The following is a 15,811-nucleotide window of genomic DNA, read 5'->3' as shown; positions in this document are numbered from 1 at the left end:
AATAAAAGAAATAAAAGAAAAGCCCAATTGAATTTGGGATGGATATGTTGTTTCTTTAAGTCTTTCAAGAGGTAGGAGCGCAGCGAATGAGGAGGAGTAACCGCAATCAGAGTGTTCCTATCTCATCAATACGCATCCCTCCGTCTTCTTCGAGCGTGACGGCGACGAGTTCCGAGTCGCCAAATCCGTTCAGCATCGCGCGGATCTCGCCCGCAGTCGCCACCTTCGCCAAGGATCTCGGGGTCTGGTTCGACAGAATCTTCTCGATGCAGTCCTGCGGCATGTTTTCCTCGCGCCTGCCTTCGTGTGCGAGATTGTAGAGCGGCATCTTCGAACGGAACCGCCCGAACCTGCGAAGCTCGTCCTCGCTCGCCCCTAGGCTGACTGCTATTTCGATAGATGTCCTGATGACGCTCTCCGAGCAAGCAGCCCCCTTGATGCCCGCCCTCTCGAAGGCTTCGCCGGCGATTTTGCCGATGGTTCCCGAAGTGAGCCTTTTGCCCTGGATATGACTCCTGCTGGACACCGAGGCGAAGAGTGGGTCTTCTGCCGCAGCTCCCCTCTGCTTGATGTACCGTCGGAGTAGCTGCGTCGTCCCTTTCGGGACGTAGACGACCGATTCCAGCCTACGTATACCCGCAGGCACAAAGATGGTCGCGCACTCACCGACCGTACAGACATGATTGACGTCAAGTACCTGTAGCTCGCCCGGCTTTAGCGCGCATACAAGCATCAACTCAACGATCGCACGGTTCCTCAGAGCCTGTTCGGGCGAGCCGTGCGACTCAGCTGCCTGTAACGCGAGCTGCGCGCTCTCGACGGTCAGCGGCTTGCGCGATAAGCCTCTTTTCCTAGGCACGATCCTCATGTTCTTAGCGACGTTCTCATGGATACCCTCGCTCTCGAGCCAGCGATAGAAACGCTTCACGTTCGAGACGGCCTTTCTGGCCACATGCTCCGAATGAGTGTCCAGAAGCCAGTCGACGAACTCGTCGAGCACAACCGCGTCGGCAGCATCAAGCGTCGTCTTCCTTTTTGCGAGGTACCTGGAAAGGTAGTTTACGTCGGTTCGGACGGATCCCTTCGAACCCTCCGTCAAGGTATCATACGTGAGGCTGAAGCGCTCAACGAGCTCGGGCTCAATGGCGCCAGGGCCCAAATCTATCTTGCGCTTGAAGCACTTGGCTCGCCGCCTGATGTCGACGACCGTCGAGATTGCGATCATCCCCCCGAGCGCTAGCCACTCGGCGAACGCTCGGCACCCGACCATGTACGCGTCCAGCGTCGCCTTCGTGTACCGGTATCCGACTTGCCTTCTGTACTCCTCGAGGACGTCGTAGCTGATGTCGGCGATTCCGCGCCCCGTTTCTTCGAGGTATGCGGCGAAGCCCGCAGCTCCGGCCGAGTAGTTCTTCGCTGTTCTCTTGGGCAGCCCGCATTCCCGCCTGAAACGCTCCACGAGGCTGCGCGGAGTTGCTTCCCTTGCGCTTTCTTCCATGCGGTTCCGATCCTTCGCTTCTTTTGTACCATCCCATAATGATAGATTAGCGTACCATTATGGCATTCGTTTTGGCAGAAAAGGAGGAGATGAATGCCTACCAAGAAGAATTCCAAACTGAACGCCGCCGACAGAGTGCTCATCTATCAGCGGATCGAAATGAAGGATTCCATGTCAGCCATGGCACGGAAAGTCGGTGTGTCCACCAAGACGGTAATCAACGAAATCAAGCGCAACGTCGTGAGTGAGAGCCCGATGTTCTTGAGCCAGAAGGGGCGTAACCTCTGCAAGAAAGCGGGGAGGTGCACGGTGACCTCACTTTGCGAGGGAGGCTGCATCGCGTCGTGCAGCAAGTGCACAAAGGTGTCATGCAACGAGATGTGCCCTGACTACGAGCCGGAACCGTGTCCGCTGCTTGAGAAGCCCCCTTACTGTTGCAACACCTGCCACCAGCGCTTCGGGTACGGCTGTGTACACGAGTACCATTTCTACGACCCGCATATCGCCGAAGAGTTAACACGCAAGCGCCGTTCGGAGGCCCGGCAGGGCATCGACATCACGCCGGAGGAGCTTGCCAAGATGAACGAGTTGGTGACCGTCCTTGTTAAGGACCAAGGGCAAAGCTACGAGCACGTCTGGGCGACTCATGGCGACGAGCTTCCTGTCACATGGCGAACCTACTACAACTACACCCATATCGGCGCTACGGAGCTCATCCCCCTGGACCTCCCGAAGGCGGTCCGCTTTAAGCCGCGCAAGAAGGCGAAGGGGCATGGCGACGCGGATGTGCGGGGCGACATGGAGGGTCGACTCTACTCGGACTTCAAGGAGTTGCCCGACGAAAAACGTGCGAAAGCCGTACAGATGGACTGCGTTAAGGGGAAGAAGGGCGAACGCCCGGCTATCCTAACGTTCACCTGGCCGTCGATGATCTTCCAATTGCCATTCTACATCGAAGCGGAGGACCAGGAGCACGTCCAGGAGGTGTTCTGGATGCTGCAGGATTTGCTCGATGACGATTTCGATGATGTATTCGAGATCGTTCTCACTGATCGCGGCAGCTCCTTCCTTGATTCCTCCAAGCTCGAGCTCGACAGGGATGGGAAGAAGCGCTGTAGCGTCTACTACTGTGATGCGCTCAGGTCCGACCAAAAGGGGTCGTGTGAGCGCGAGCACGCAGAACTCAGGAGGATCGTGAGAAAAGGCACCTCGCTCTTGAAGTTTGAGAAACGCGACATGCCACTCATCGCATCGCACATGAACTCGTACCTGAAGCCGGAACTCAATTTCGATTCGCCGCTGTCAAGGGCAATCAAAGTGCTCCCAGAGAACCTTCTCGTTGGGTACGGCATAGAGCTCATACCACCCGACGAAGTCGTTATGAAACCGAAATTAATCGAGCACATTCTGCAGCGGTAGCGGTGCGCTCGAACTGAGGAGCATACGGCCCAGACGGGTTTTAACCGTGGGAAGACCACAAAATCGTGTTGCCTTGCGGCACAGCCGTTGCGATAAGTCTTTCAATAGCAGATACAGGGCTTTAAACAGGTGCGTTCTTATACGGTGCTTCTTCACATTTTAAAGGCGAGCAGAGATTGTTGAATGAGTTAAGGAAACGAAAATGCGTTCCTTTACCTAGAGTTTGAAAGAGTAAAGGAAAAACACCTGCTCAAATCCATATTTCATGGACATTGTTTTTTCAACTGACCCAATAAAAGAAAAGGCTTTCGATTGTTCTAACTTTACATAAGATATGTTATCAATAATTTTGATTTTGGCTGAGGGGAGTGCTTAGCCCCAGGCGGAGGTGTTTTGGGCGGGTTCGGAAGTGGATCCGTTGAAGAGGTCGCCGTATTCTCCTGATTCGAGGGCTTCGAGGATCACGGGAGTTGCGAGATAGGCATAGACCGCCATGAGGACAAACGCGACTGCGCAAAATACGAGTGCTATGTAGCAGGAACGTTTAAGGTTTACTGCTGCAGTACGTATGGCACCTGACTTCTTAGTGAGTTCGTTGAGTTTTCTGAGCGCGATGAAACCGCATATAAAGCCCGCGCCACTCAAAAAGACGCCACCAATAAGCAGCGACACAGCGGCGGCAAGACTTGAAACCAAAATAAGGTTTTGCGCGGTTTTGAGTTCATGCATGTCTTGCTTGTTCGGCTGCGGGGTGTTTGAATTATGTCGTGGTGGCTCAGGCGAAATGGGCGCCTGAGGCGGTTGTGGCAGGCCATTATGCTCGCTCATACGGTGTTAGGTCCAATCTCTCTCAAAACAGGCCTTTTGACCTGCGGTTTTATAAACGAGGCTCTGAGAGCCGTTCTAAGGCCCTATGTTGCCTTCGGACGACTCCTAACCCATGAAAATGAAAGGTTTCCAATCGCCCACGAGGGAACTATACCATCTCACGAGCCTCAGCAACTTCCTCCGACTCCAAATCCATGGTAGCGGCATGGAGTCGGCGCAGACTTTCATCGAGTTCTGCACGTTGATACTCTAACACTGTTTCTTGCGCGCGCAGAATTTCTAACCTCTCAGCACGCGTCCGTTGGCCGCGGCGCTGCAACTTCACGTAATACTGGATACCTTCTATCGAAAGACCGCTTTTGCGAAGCGCATCAACAAACTGGAGCTGAGCCACATCTGCCTGCGAAAACGTTCTGACGCCGCGCTGATCGCGCGCGAGGTTCGGGAAGAATCCGCATTTGTCGTAATACCGAATAGTGAAAGCCGAAATGCCGGTGCGGTCGGAAACCTCGGCAATACCGAGACACGGCACGGTTGACGGATACAGCGCAGCTGCCGCCTCGCTCTGGTTGTCTTGCTGCACTACATCCTCCTTTATTCTGGACGAGCGTTTGTCCTCATCAGCAATCCCCCATAGTCCTGTCGTTTTAGGTTAGAGTAACTCTAAGCAATACGTAAGGAGGGGATTCTGCTCCAATAGAAATCGAACGACACACAGACAACAAGATAAGAGTGGTAACAGAAAGATGCTACCATTCCTTATGAAGCAACACCACTGCTGCCGAAACCACCCTCTCCCCGCTCAGATGAAGGAAGTTCTTCGCAGGGATTGAACGTGGCCTCTTCCACGCGCATGATGACCAGCTGAGCAATACGATCGCCGCGACGCACCGAAAACGGAGTGTGCGAATCAAGATTAATGAGCACCACCTTTATCTCACCGCGATAGTTGCTATCAATGAGACCAGGAGCGTTAACCACTGACACCCCGTGCTTAATGGCGAGCCCACTGCGTGGCACCACGAAGCCAGCATACCCAGCAGGCAGCGCCACCGCTATACCAGAGGGCACCAGCGCACGCTCGAAGGGAGCAAGTTCAACGTCACAAGTTGCACGCAGATCCACTCCCGCATCCCCTGGGTACGCACACACAGGAACAGGCAGTTCAGGATCAAGTTGTGTGAGCGGAATGGCAAGATTCGTCATAAGCGCAATCCTTCAAGAGCGGAAGCAAATTCCTCGACGTTTTGGAAATCTTTGTAGACGCTTGCAAAGCGCACGTAAGCCACATCGTCAAGCTTCGCGAGACGCGCAAGTGCCATGTCGCCAAGCTCCTTCGACCGAATTTCATTGCGCGAGGCATTGCGTAGTTCTGTCTCAATACTGTCGATAAGTGATGCTATCTGCTCAGGAGATATGGGGCGCTTCGCGCAGGCGGTAAGCAAGCCGCGCATAAGTTTCTGACGATCGTAGGCTTCCGAAGAACCGTCAGTTTTGATGACAATAAGAGGGTTGTCGCCCAGCCGCTCATAGGTAGTGAAACGGCGTCCGCAGTCGAGGCACTCACGACGGCGGCGGATGGCGGTACCATCTTCAGAAGGGCGAGAATCCACTACCTTTGATTCAATGTTTCCGCAGGAAGGGCAGCGCATAACGGCTCCTTTTACTCGATTTCCGCACAGCCTAACATACCAGATATTGTGCTTCAATCGACATCGCCGATCCCTTCAAAAAAACCGCCCCCACCCGTGACAAAATGACTTCGTTCTTTGCGATGAGCGCTTACAAGTTATTCAAAAGAGAAAGCGGGTGCTCCTGGGGTGGACAGGAGCACCCTGCAGCCACAGAAACGCAGCAATCTGTGGGTAAAGGAAAGAGGCCACTAGAGGCCAGCGAGTATACTTACCAAAGAAAAAAGCGTGAACGCGCAGCCAGCAAGAGCAGCTTGCCACGACTTCATACGATGATACGAACAGCCGGCGAGGCTTCCGTCACGCAACGTAAGAACAACCCCTTTTTCGCGAACATATTCGCGAACCGCACTTTGCGAAGAAAGATTCGATGCGGAAGTGTACTGCCTCACCTGTCCCGGGAACTCTATGATAGTAGCAGCTTGAGACACCGCGTCGAGCTGCGGGAGCAGGGCTGACGTGCCATCAATCGGACACCGCGTTTCAAAATTCTTCATCTTTCTGCCTCCTAGCTCTTGCGTAGAACCTTTGTTCGCATATATAATAGGACGAACAAAAGTTCATGTCAATACAAATTTAAAACATTTGTTCGCCGAGGAAAGGACAGAGCATGGCCGGTAAAGTGACGAAGCGGCAGCAGGCAGTGCTCGACTGCATCGAGGAATGCATTCGAGAAAAGGGCTACGGCCCCACGGTACGTGAGGTCTGCCAAAGTTTGGGTCTTTCCTCCCCCTCCACGGTTCATGTGCACCTGAAGGCGCTTGAAGACAAGGGGCTCATCAAGCGTGACCCGCTCAAGTCGCGCTCCATTGCACTCACTTACCCTCTTGATGCTGCGGAGGGCGCATCGAACGTGATCCAGCCAACCTTTGGCAAGGTGGTGAACGTGCCGCTCGTTGGTAATGTGGCTGCAGGTTCACCCATCCTCGCTGAAGAAAACATCACCGACACCCTTACGCTGCCCACCGACATCGTTGGCGATGCCCCGTCCTTCCTTCTGTCGGTGCGCGGCGAGTCCATGATTGAGGCCGGCATTAACGACGGTGACTACGTGGTGGTGAAAGAGCAGCCTGTGGCGAACAATGGCGACATCGTTGTAGCCATCATCGACGACGGTGCCACCGTGAAGCGCTTCTACAAGGAAAGCGACCATATTCGTTTGCAGCCTGAGAATTCAACGATGGATCCCATCATTACGACCGATTGTTCCATTGCAGGTAAAGTGGTCGCCGTGTTTCGGAGGCTGTAACTCCTGACTTTGAAGAGCACTACCGCCCCTTAGAGTTACTCTAAGGGGCGGTAGTAGGTACGTATTCAGGGGATTTACGCTTCTATCGAAAACGGGCGAAACAGGCCGGCATAGGATGGCGCCGCCAGCATAACGAGATGGGTTCCGTCCTCGCGATGTTCCTCGCTCACAATATGGCAGCGTTCATGCGCAAGCGATACCAGGTCTCCCCTGCTGTAAGGCAGAACAATATCCAAGTGCGCATCGCGCACCGAAGCGACACGGGCAATGCGGGCGACCAGTTCGTCAATCCCCTGCCCTGTCTCCGCAGATACAAGCACCGCCTGCGGGTGTCGCGACCTGAGCGCCGCTTGTTCCTCTTCATCCAGCAGGTCACACTTGTTGAATACCTCAACCCTGTCGACATCATGCGCGCCAATCTGGCCGAGCACATCCTCAACCGCTTCAATTTGTGCTTCGCGCTCGTCTGAGGAAGCATCCACCACGTGCAGCACCAGGTCTGCACCCGTGATCTCGTCAAGTGTGGATTTGAATGCCTCCACCAGCGTCGTCGGCAATTTCTGAATGAAGCCAACCGTGTCGGTAACGGTGATCTCGCGACCTTCCGGCAGTTCAAACTTGCGCGTGGTGGAGTCGAGCGTGGCAAACAGCTGGTCATAGCTGAGCACGCCAGCACCGGTCAACCGGTTAAGCAGGCTTGATTTGCCTGCGTTCGTGTAGCCCGCCAAGGCCACCTTAAACATGCCGCTGGCGTAGCGACTCTCGCGCTGAATTTTACGTACGTCGGCAAGATGCGCCAGCTCGCGTTTGATGGAGGTAATGCGTTTGCGCACCATACGACGGTCCACCTCAAGCTGGCTTTCGCCTTCACCGAAGCGGGAGCCCACGCCGCCACCCATGCGGTTCGAGGCCAGGTGAGCCCACATGCCACGCAAGCGCGGCAGCAGATACTCATTTTGGGCGAGCCGCACCTGCAAGCGACCCTCTTTACTGGTGGCATGCAAGGCAAAAATATCCAAAATGAGCGCCGTACGGTCGATGACCTTAACGTCGCGTCCCACTACTTTTTCCAAGTTAGCCTGCTGGGACGGCGTGAGTTCATCGTCGAATACCACCAGGTCGGCGGCATGTGCGCGAGCTAATTCGGCCACTTCTTCGGCTTTGCCGGTACCAACAAAGGTCTTCGGGTTGGGAGAATCAAGCTTTTGCGAGGTCACCGCCACCACGTCGGCCCCCGCTGTATCGACAAGGCGCTCAAGCTCGGCAAGCGACGAAGCCAACGGCCACGACGTTCCGGGGCGCTCCACGCCCACCAGGACGGCGCGCTCGCGGCGCTGTTCAGAAACGGAAGTCATTCCCCGCACAATAACGGATTCAAATTCGGACATGGGGCTATCCTTTCCCATAGTAAGTGAACGTTCGATATGAGAAACGATTAGCGTGGCTGCATACATGCTCCTGTCCGATTATCAATATATCACCTGTGCTCAGGCATTTCCTATGATAGCACAGCCGCCCTGTACGGCGTAAACCACCAGGAAACGAAAGTCCCTGAATATCAAGCAGCGCCCTGCGCCTTTATTAGGGCAAGTGCTTCCTCAGCAAGTGAATCGGCCACACCTTCAGTAGCATCAATCCAGTGGATGCGCTTATCCTTGCGAAACCACGTGCGCTGACGCTTCGCATAGCGATGGGTAGCCACTTTGATGCGCTCGATAGCCTCTTCGAGTGAGCACTTCCCTTCAAATGCTTCAACAATTTCCTTATACCCAATGGCTTGAGGCGCCGTCACCCCTTCATGGAAGCCCTGCGCAAGCAGCCCGCGCACCTCATCAACGAGCCCCGCCTCAACCATGGCATCCACCCGCGCATCAATGCGCGCACGTAAGACATCCGGTTCAACAGCCAAGCCCACGAACACCGCAGGCACCACTTGAGGAATCGACGCCAGCTTTGCACGCTGCTTTGCGTACGTTGTCCCGTCTTCCAAAAGCTCAAAGGCACGCACCACCCGCTTCACATCCGCAGGGGGAATGAGCGCCGCGCTGGCCGCATCGCGCTCATCAAGCAGCCGCCACAGCGCCTCCGCGCCCTCAACTTCGGCAATACGCATATAGTGCTCACGCACGGGATTGTTCACCTGCTCACCCTTGGGAAAGTCGTAGCCATCAAGCGCGGCGCGCACGTAGAAACCGGTGCCACCACAGAGCACCGCACGATGGCCACGCGCGTCAATGTCGCGAAAGCACGTGCGCGCAAACGTCTGGAAAAGAGCGGCTGAAAACGGCTCGCCAGGATCCACCAGATCAAAGCCATGATGTGGCACTAGGCGCTCAGAGACAGGCAGCTTACCGGTGCCAATATCCATCCCGCGATATATTTGCATGGAGTCCGCGCTTACCACTTCGCCATTGAGAACACCTGCCAGCTTTTGCGCAAGGTCCGTTTTGCCGGACGCAGTCGGGCCAACCACGCACACCACTGGCGCGTGTAAGGCGAGCACTTCAGACTCAGCGACCATCCACAACCTCACCAGCCAGATACCACGTCTTGGCCTCATCAACGCGCACACGAACGATACTGCCCGTCAGCTCATCAGCCGTTGCGCCTGCGGGCAGCGGCGCGTGCACTGTTTGATTTTTCGGACTCTTACCGGCCAAAAGGCCTGCATCGCGCTTTGACGCGCCTTCCACCAACACGTCCACTACCGAACCAAGGTCGGCCTGGTTGGCCTCAAAGGCCCGCGCCTGCACGAGATCCACCAGCCGGTCGAAGCGCTCCTGAATGACTTCGCGCGGCGTGGCGTCCTCCATCGTGGCCGCCGGCGTCCCTTCGCGCTTGGAGTAGATGAACGTGAACACCTGATGGTAGCCCACTTCATCCACTAGGCGAAACGTATCTTCAAAGTCCTTCGCCGTCTCACCGGGGAAGCCAACAATGATATCGGTTGAGAGTGCAATAGTTGGGCACGTCTCGCGCACCTTTCGCACCAGACCAAGGTAGTGTTCCCGCGTGTAACGGCGATTCATGGCGGCGAGTACCGCATCGGAGCCCGACTGTACCGGCAGATGCAGGGCGGGCATGAGCGAACGCAGTGTGGCGAACTTACCAATCACCTCGTCAGTGAGGTCCTTGGGGTGGCTCGTTGCGAAGCGCAGCCGCTCCACACCCGTGGCATCCAGCGCGTCGAGTACCTGCGCGAACCGCGGAGCGCCGTACAAATCGCGGCCGTAGGAGTTCACGTTCTGTCCCAGCAACGTGATTTCCTTCACGCCGGACGCGACATAGCGCTCGGCCTCGGCCACAATATCCTCCAGCGGGCGCGACTTCTCGCGGCCGCGCACATACGGCACGATGCAGTACGAGCAAAAGTTGTTGCAGCCAATGGTGATGGGAAGCCACGCAGCCCATTCATTCTCGCGCGCGGTGGGTAATTCCGTGGGGAACGACGAGGATGCGTCAAGCACTTCCACCTGATGCCCGCCCTCTTCTATCGCCGCCTGCAACAGGCGCGGAAGTGAACCGAGGTTATGGGTGCCAAATACCACGTCGAGGTGCGGCAATTCCTCCGCCAATTTCTCGCCGTCGCGCTGGCCGATGCACCCGCCCACGGCCACGATGCGCTTCGAAAGCGGGGTACCCGCGCGCAGCGGCACGTTCTTCAAGGATGCCACCTGGCCATACAGGCGCGTATCAGCAGCTTCGCGCACACAGCACGTCATAAACACAACGATGTCGGCGTCCTCGATAGCCTCCACCGGCAGGGCGCCTAAGCCTTCCAGCATGCCGGCAACGCGTTCTGAGTCATGCTTGTTCATCTGGCATCCGAACGTGCGAACACAGAACGCAAGGTTCGTAAAGGGGGTATGATTCATGAGTGTCCTCAGAGTGCGGGATCGGTTACAGCCGGGTGCGATTCGGCCTCTTGGAGGGCAGCAGCAACACCACGGGTATAGCGGGGTTCAACCGCAAAGCGGATGGCTGTGCGGTATTCACCGTCAATAACAATGTCGGCGAACGAGGGAATGCAGGAAATTTCAATGCCAACGGGAGAAAGGAACCCGCGCGAAATGGCAATAGCCTTGACCGCTTGGTTCACCGCTCCGGCGCCCACGGCCTGTATCTCCACGCTCACGCCGTCCTTCACCATACCAGCAATAGCGCCAGCCACGGAAGCAGGTGAAGACTTCGATGAAACCTTTAGGCAACCATCCATTGGCTTGTGCTCAGGTGAGACCATGCATATCCTTCGTCGAGTAGTCCGATTCCTTGTGCGTTTCCAACCGATCGATATGCTTCGTGGCGCCACGGCGCGACTTTTCGATCACCCGTTATTCTAACCATTAAAGGTAGGGTGCGCAAGGCGGATACTCCCTGCTCGGCAAGGCTGTGCTAAAGGCGGCGGTAAGCTGTTAGGAAAGTTTGGTCACCGAGATGGCAATAGTGATGCGGTCTTTACCCACCCGAACCTCAGGGTGCACAGTGGGCTCCAGATAGTAGCGCCGCGCAAGATCTTGGTAGGCCGCCGCCACGCGTGCGGAAAAATCTTCCACGTCGTCAGGTGCTATCTTGAGGCCGCGCGCGTCGGACGAGGTGCGGGAGCGCGGCACAGGCGCGACGTGAGGGTGTTCAGATTCGAGGCCTTCAATACGAATGCGCTCAAGTAGAGGACGGACGGGCGCAATCTCACCATCGAGAACGCGGCGCGCCGATCGTTCCGACAATTCAAGGCCCAGCCCGCCAGCGATAGCCGCAAGTTCGGCCGGGTCGGCGGCGAGTGCGCAGCGTTTGCATACGGGTGTCTCTTCCACGTCAGCAAACGCACGGGCCGCAGCCGTCAGCGACGAGAGGCCAAAGGCATACAACGTGGCCACGATGTCGGTGGGAGAGCCCAGGTAGACCGTACAGTCACGGCGATGCTCAAGCGCGAATTCGCACACCGTGCGCAGAATGTTTTTGGGGCCGCGCACCGACACCGTACCTTCCGCCGTGCGCTCAAACGTAGGGAAACTTGACTGGTCGGTTTTCTCACCGAGCTGCGATAGATCGGTCTCCACAACGAAGGCCGCTCCCTCCCCCACGTCAGATGCTGCAATACGGGCGGAGGTGGCGTTCACAGCGATGGAATAGAGCGCCATACCGCGGCCGTGCACACCCCATTTGTCGATGTGAACGGAGTCAAGCTTCGAGGTGACGCGTGGCTCAAAGATACGCTCATGCAACGCGGGCGGAACACCGTCGCCATCATCTACCATGATGATGCGCCGTCGCGTGCCTTCGCGCGAAACCGCAGTAAAGATACTACTCGCGTGAGCATCGCGCGCGTTGCGCAGCATTTCAATGACCACGTCTTCGGTGGAGCGGATGTCGTGCGCGGCCTGGCGGCGCTCGGCCTCGGCACTCCTTAAACGGACGAAGCCATCCCCAAGGTCAGCTTCGACCCGGAGATGGCTGTCGCCACAGACACTGCCGACGAAGGCTTCTAACGCGTCGTCGGACATGAGTTACTTCGCGATGCCGACCGCGCGGCTCTCACGGATAACCACGACCTTCACCTGGCCGGGGTACTGCATCTCGTTTTCGATGCGATGCGCAATGTCGTGGGCGAGCACCGTTGTGGCAGCCTCGTCGACCACCTCAGGCTCTACCATAACACGCACCTCGCGACCAGCCTGAATGGCGTACGTACGCTCCACGCCCTTGTAGGAGTTCGCAATTTCTTCCAGCTTCTCGAGGCGCTTGATGTAGGCATCGAGCGTTTCCTTGCGGGCGCCGGGACGCGCCGCAGATACCGCGTCTGCCGCTTGCACGAGCACGGCCAACACGCTGGAGGGCTCCACGTCATTGTGGTGCGCCTCAATGGCGTGAACGATGTCGGCCTTCTCACCGAAACGACGCGCAAGATCGGCGCCGATAACGGCGTGGCTGCCCTCAACCTCGTGGTCAACAGCCTTGCCCAGGTCGTGCAGAAGACCCGCGCGCTTGGCTGGGATGGGATCGAGGCCCAACTCCGCCGCCATAACACCCGAGAGGTAAGCCACCTCAAGGGAGTGGTTCAATACATTTTGGCCGTAGGAGGTGCGGTAACGCAGACGACCCAGCGTACGCACCAACTCAGGGTGAAGGTCGTGAATGCCGGTGTCGAAAGCGGCCTGTTCGCCCGCCTCCTGCACGCGCTGGTTCACAAATGCCTCAGCCTTGCCAAACATTTCTTCGATGCGTGCCGGATGAATACGTCCGTCAGCAACAAGGTTTTCCATAGTCACGCGGCCAATCTCGCGGCGCACCGGGTCGAAGCACGAAATGGTCACGCACTCCGGGGTGTCGTCGATGATGAGATTCGTGCCGGTGAGTTGCTCAAACGAGCGAATGTTGCGACCCTCGCGGCCAATAATGCGGCCCTTGAGGTCATCCGAGGGAATATGAATAGTGCTCACCGTGTTTTCGGCCGAGTGGTCAGCAGCCACACGCTGAATAGCCAGACTCAAGATGGAACGAGCCTTTTTGTCAGCCTCAGCCTTCGTGCGAGCCTCCGAGTCGCGGATGATGGCGGCAGACTCGTGCACGACTTGATCGCGCAAGGTGTCGAGCAACTCCGCCTTCGCCTCTTCCGGTGTCATGCCAGCGACGCGCTCCAAGCGCCGATCCACTTCACGAGCGGCCTCTTCCAGATCACGTTCGCGACGGTCAAGTTGACCCTGCACCGAAGAGATCTGATGCTCGCGCGCATCAAGTGATTCCACGCGGCGGTCGAGCGATTCCTCGCGCTGGGACACACGGTTTTCGGCGGCACGCACCTCGCGCAGCCGCTCTTTATTCTCGGCTTGTGCCTCCTGCTTGAGTTTCAGCACTTCGTCCTTAGCTTCGACAATAGCCTCACGGCGCAGCGTCTCAGCTTGTCGTTTCGCATCAGCTACCAGGCTCTCTGCCTCTTGGGCCGCGCGCTTCGTTGAAGCGTTGACCATGAAGCGAGCTGCCACGAAGCCGAGGGCGATGCCGATGACCAGGCCAACAAACAGCCAGATGAATTCGGGCATACGCTCCCCCTTTCGTTGTTCGTTTCGGTTGTTCAGTGTAGTAAAACTTTTCAGGTTCATCAAAAAAGCCGGTTCCAGGGAACCGGGCATGAGCGAAGAGCACGCAATACGGTCAATCATATGGGATTGTCTATATGAAATACCCTATCGGGTACGTATCACTCAAGCTATACCACATGATACGTCTTGTGATTGATTTGTAAAAGCCCCGACAAGAAATAATCGGAAAACGGAGCCGTAGACGGTCGGCGGCTGATCAGCGCTTCTTCGCAAGGACCAGCCCTAAGGCTACCACCAGCCCCGCAGAAAGCGCAGTTGATACCAGCATGCCGGTCCGCACAGAGCCCACAGAAAATGTCCTCAGTGCATCAAAGTTCACCGAATTGGCGGCGTGTGCGAGTGCAGTTTTTGAGGTGTGGCGACTTGCCTGCCCTGGGCTATCGGAAAGTAGATGCTGCGCGTACGGAAAGCACACCAGACGTGTCGGCTTCGGCGCAATGATATCTGCATGCCACGTTGCTGCTTCGAGATTCAGGTTGTCTAGGGGAACCTCAAGAGCACGAGCCATAGTTTCAGGAGGAAATGTGAGCGAAAACACATCGGCGTGATTGGCTGAGAGTTCCTTGCCGTATCCCACCGAAAGATTCCCTTCAATCCAAAGGCGCTCGTCAAGCGTTCGCTCCTGCGCACCCGCAAGGGAGGCGGAGAACGCCGAGTGCGCACCCTGCTCCCCCGTCATATCCACAAGTACCCGCCCATCCGCTGCCATCGTGACGACAGCGTGATGCGAGGAGGGGCCGCGCAGCGCATGAGTGCGATCGTAGCTTATGGTATCGCTGAGATAATCGACAATGATCCAGCTGAGAAGTCCTGTTCGTTCATTTTCAGCAATCAGATAGAACTCGGCACGCGCACCCCAGAACGCACTGGTATGTACCCGAAAATAACTCGCACAGGCAAGAGGTACAGGGGTATCCCCCTCAAACACGCGCGCCCGCGCGAGCCGAAACCCGGTGGGCAAAAGTTCTGACGCACGCTTCTCGTCAATCACTTCTGAAAAGACGAAGAAGGCGTAGGGTTCAACGACAAAGCCCATATAAGGCGACGTACGTGACGACTGTTCGAGCACCGCACGCTGAACAGAACGCGGAAGAAGACCCGCGAACTGCTGCAAGAAATGTATTGAGCCCACCGTGACGGGGTCGATAAGCCGCTCGACACCTTTAGCAAAATTCTCAGTTTCCATGGGCCTCCCTCAGTTGCGCACACTAACCAAGGGATACGCTATCTCAAAGGCAGTACTCACGATGTCCACGTCGTCCGGTGACGCACTCCTGTCAACAAAACGATAGTGTGGGGTGATTTAGTATACCGGTTACTCTTCGAGCGATTCACTCCACAAACGGGCCGCAGTGGAAGCCACCGAAGCACCGAAGCCTTTTTGGGCGAGACGGCGGTAGGCAGCGTCACGGCGATTTTTTGCGCGTGGCGGTTTACGTTCAAGTAAGGCGAGGGCGCGCGCAACTTCATCGTCGTGCTCAACCGGGAATTCATCGGGCCAGCCGGGTACGCACGCGATATCAATTCCCAAGCCGTCCAGTTCAGCGGCTATACCCTGTGCACCGCAACCTTGCGACACACGGCTGCGCACAAGCACTTCGGCGTAACGCACATCGTCAACCAGCCCACAGGCAAGCGCTCGCACGAGCGCTTGCTCGACAGCATCAGCCGAGAAGCCTTCACGGACAAGGCGCGTGCGCAAAAGGGTGCTCGCCTGCTCGCGCATCGCCGCAAGCCGCTCTATCTTGCGAAACGCCCGCTCGGCTTCCTCGGCAACATCAACCGAGCAAGAAGCGTCACCCTCATCAAGCGCATCACATTCCGCACTGCCGCGCACGTTGCCCTTCACACGCACCGAAGAGGCACTGCGCGACACCACGCCGACGCGGGTGGGACGCTCCCCTTCCTGGCTTGACGCCCCACCATAGCAACGGTCGACTTCGGGCCCATCAGGCACACCGTTGCCCGCCTCAATGGCAGCAATGCGTGCGCGGAGACGGGCGCGGACTTCCTCGGCGCTTTCGGGCAT

General features: G+C 56.9%; 16 protein-coding genes. 2 read left to right on the top strand and 14 right to left on the bottom strand.

Annotated features, from left to right (window positions below; all coding sequences use genetic code 11):
* Window positions 1–106: 106 nt before the first annotated feature.
* Complete coding sequence (locus tag QNJ86_RS00800) at window positions 107–1,498, bottom strand: tyrosine-type recombinase/integrase (RefSeq protein WP_283830661.1); 1,392 nt, start codon at window positions 1,496–1,498, stop codon at window positions 107–109.
* A gap of 93 nt (window positions 1,499–1,591) precedes the next feature.
* Here QNJ86_RS00800 and QNJ86_RS00795 point away from each other — a divergent pair, with 93 nt between their 5' ends.
* Window positions 1,592–2,917: a helix-turn-helix domain-containing protein gene (locus QNJ86_RS00795; protein ID WP_283830660.1), complete on the top strand. Its 1,326-nt coding sequence runs from the start codon at window positions 1,592–1,594 to the stop codon at window positions 2,915–2,917.
* Window positions 2,918–3,289: 372 nt separating this feature from the next.
* On the opposite strand, the gene QNJ86_RS00790 is transcribed toward QNJ86_RS00795, so the two are convergent.
* The 5 genes from QNJ86_RS00790 to QNJ86_RS00770 form a co-directional block, all read right to left on the bottom strand.
* Window positions 3,290–3,745 carry a hypothetical protein gene (locus tag QNJ86_RS00790; protein ID WP_283830659.1) on the bottom strand — a complete coding sequence of 152 codons (456 nt, stop codon included), beginning with the start codon at window positions 3,743–3,745 and terminating at the stop codon, window positions 3,290–3,292.
* A gap of 148 nt (window positions 3,746–3,893) precedes the next feature.
* Window positions 3,894–4,328 (bottom strand): MerR family transcriptional regulator, encoded by a 435-nt coding sequence (locus QNJ86_RS00785; protein WP_283830658.1) that lies wholly within the window; start codon window positions 4,326–4,328, stop codon window positions 3,894–3,896.
* Window positions 4,329–4,504: 176 nt separating this feature from the next.
* On the bottom strand, window positions 4,505–4,951 hold the full coding sequence (dut, locus tag QNJ86_RS00780) for a dUTP diphosphatase (protein WP_283830657.1): 447 nt from the start codon (window positions 4,949–4,951) through the stop codon (window positions 4,505–4,507).
* Window positions 4,948–5,397 carry a transcriptional regulator NrdR gene (nrdR, locus tag QNJ86_RS00775; RefSeq protein ID WP_283830656.1) on the bottom strand — a complete coding sequence of 150 codons (450 nt, stop codon included), beginning with the start codon at window positions 5,395–5,397 and terminating at the stop codon, window positions 4,948–4,950. The genes dut and nrdR overlap by 4 nt, the downstream gene beginning before the upstream one ends.
* Before the next feature lie 230 nt (window positions 5,398–5,627).
* The gene (locus QNJ86_RS00770) at window positions 5,628–5,933 is read right to left on the bottom strand and encodes a hypothetical protein (RefSeq protein ID WP_283830655.1); all 306 of its coding nucleotides are present in this window, start codon (window positions 5,931–5,933) and stop codon (window positions 5,628–5,630) included.
* A 113-nt stretch (window positions 5,934–6,046) separates the two neighbouring features.
* On the opposite strand from QNJ86_RS00770, the gene lexA reads away from it, so the two are divergent.
* Window positions 6,047–6,685 carry a transcriptional repressor LexA gene (lexA, locus tag QNJ86_RS00765; protein WP_283830654.1) on the top strand — a complete coding sequence of 213 codons (639 nt, stop codon included), beginning with the start codon at window positions 6,047–6,049 and terminating at the stop codon, window positions 6,683–6,685.
* A gap of 74 nt (window positions 6,686–6,759) precedes the next feature.
* Here lexA and hflX read toward each other — a convergent pair whose 3' ends face one another.
* The 8 genes from hflX to QNJ86_RS00725 all read right to left on the bottom strand — a co-directional run bounded on the left by hflX (window position 6,760) and on the right by QNJ86_RS00725 (window position 15,811).
* Window positions 6,760–8,073 carry a GTPase HflX gene (gene hflX, locus QNJ86_RS00760; protein ID WP_283830653.1) on the bottom strand — a complete coding sequence of 438 codons (1,314 nt, stop codon included), beginning with the start codon at window positions 8,071–8,073 and terminating at the stop codon, window positions 6,760–6,762.
* Between the two features lie 170 nt (window positions 8,074–8,243).
* Window positions 8,244–9,206, bottom strand: coding sequence for a tRNA (adenosine(37)-N6)-dimethylallyltransferase MiaA (gene miaA, locus QNJ86_RS00755; RefSeq protein WP_283830652.1), 963 nt, complete (start codon window positions 9,204–9,206; stop codon window positions 8,244–8,246).
* Window positions 9,196–10,560, bottom strand: coding sequence for a tRNA (N6-isopentenyl adenosine(37)-C2)-methylthiotransferase MiaB (gene miaB, locus QNJ86_RS00750; RefSeq protein ID WP_283830651.1), 1,365 nt, complete (start codon window positions 10,558–10,560; stop codon window positions 9,196–9,198). Before miaB ends, miaA begins: the two co-directional genes overlap by 11 nt.
* Window positions 10,561–10,568: 8 nt before the next feature.
* Complete coding sequence (locus tag QNJ86_RS00745; protein ID WP_283830650.1) at window positions 10,569–10,925, bottom strand: stage V sporulation protein S; 357 nt, start codon at window positions 10,923–10,925, stop codon at window positions 10,569–10,571.
* 172 nt (window positions 10,926–11,097) lie between these two features.
* Window positions 11,098–12,186 carry an ATP-binding protein gene (locus QNJ86_RS00740; RefSeq protein WP_283830649.1) on the bottom strand — a complete coding sequence of 363 codons (1,089 nt, stop codon included), beginning with the start codon at window positions 12,184–12,186 and terminating at the stop codon, window positions 11,098–11,100.
* Window positions 12,187–12,189: 3 nt separating this feature from the next.
* A complete protein-coding gene (gene rny, locus QNJ86_RS00735; protein ID WP_283830648.1) occupies window positions 12,190–13,722 on the bottom strand; it encodes a ribonuclease Y in 1,533 nt (510 codons plus the stop codon).
* A gap of 256 nt (window positions 13,723–13,978) precedes the next feature.
* Window positions 13,979–14,896, bottom strand: a complete 918-nt coding sequence (locus QNJ86_RS00730; protein ID WP_283830647.1) for a hypothetical protein — start codon at window positions 14,894–14,896, stop codon at window positions 13,979–13,981.
* A gap of 201 nt (window positions 14,897–15,097) precedes the next feature.
* Window positions 15,098–15,811 (bottom strand): regulatory protein RecX, encoded by a 714-nt coding sequence (locus QNJ86_RS00725; RefSeq protein WP_283830646.1) that lies wholly within the window; start codon window positions 15,809–15,811, stop codon window positions 15,098–15,100.

This window comes from Gordonibacter faecis (assembly GCF_030077735.1).
GTDB lineage: Bacteria > Actinomycetota > Coriobacteriia > Coriobacteriales > Eggerthellaceae > Gordonibacter > Gordonibacter faecis.
The sequence above is the reverse complement of the archived record's forward strand: the minus strand, read 5'-3'. Positions and strand labels throughout refer to the sequence as shown.

Excerpts from the sequence above, each read along its gene's own strand:
- QNJ86_RS00790 (WP_283830659.1), bottom strand. The coding sequence starts at position 3,745 with ATGAGCGAGCATAATGGCCTGCCACAACCGCCTCAGGCGCCCATTTCG.
- nrdR (WP_283830656.1), bottom strand. The coding sequence starts at position 5,397 with ATGCGCTGCCCTTCCTGCGGAAACATTGAATCAAAGGTAGTGGATTCT.
- QNJ86_RS00740 (WP_283830649.1), bottom strand. The coding sequence starts at position 12,186 with ATGTCCGACGACGCGTTAGAAGCCTTCGTCGGCAGTGTCTGTGGCGAC.
- QNJ86_RS00725 (WP_283830646.1), bottom strand. The coding sequence starts at position 15,811 with ATGCCCGAAAGCGCCGAGGAAGTCCGCGCCCGTCTCCGCGCACGCATT.
- miaA (WP_283830652.1), bottom strand. The coding sequence starts at position 9,206 with ATGGTCGCTGAGTCTGAAGTGCTCGCCTTACACGCGCCAGTGGTGTGC.
- rny (WP_283830648.1), bottom strand. The coding sequence starts at position 13,722 with ATGCCCGAATTCATCTGGCTGTTTGTTGGCCTGGTCATCGGCATCGCC.
- miaB (WP_283830651.1), bottom strand. The coding sequence starts at position 10,560 with ATGAATCATACCCCCTTTACGAACCTTGCGTTCTGTGTTCGCACGTTC.
- QNJ86_RS00795 (WP_283830660.1), top strand. The coding sequence starts at position 1,592 with ATGCCTACCAAGAAGAATTCCAAACTGAACGCCGCCGACAGAGTGCTC.
- QNJ86_RS00745 (WP_283830650.1), bottom strand. The coding sequence starts at position 10,925 with ATGGTCTCACCTGAGCACAAGCCAATGGATGGTTGCCTAAAGGTTTCA.
- QNJ86_RS00770 (WP_283830655.1), bottom strand. The coding sequence starts at position 5,933 with ATGAAGAATTTTGAAACGCGGTGTCCGATTGATGGCACGTCAGCCCTG.
- lexA (WP_283830654.1), top strand. The coding sequence starts at position 6,047 with ATGGCCGGTAAAGTGACGAAGCGGCAGCAGGCAGTGCTCGACTGCATC.
- QNJ86_RS00800 (WP_283830661.1), bottom strand. The coding sequence starts at position 1,498 with ATGGAAGAAAGCGCAAGGGAAGCAACTCCGCGCAGCCTCGTGGAGCGT.
- hflX (WP_283830653.1), bottom strand. The coding sequence starts at position 8,073 with ATGTCCGAATTTGAATCCGTTATTGTGCGGGGAATGACTTCCGTTTCT.
- dut (WP_283830657.1), bottom strand. The coding sequence starts at position 4,951 with ATGACGAATCTTGCCATTCCGCTCACACAACTTGATCCTGAACTGCCT.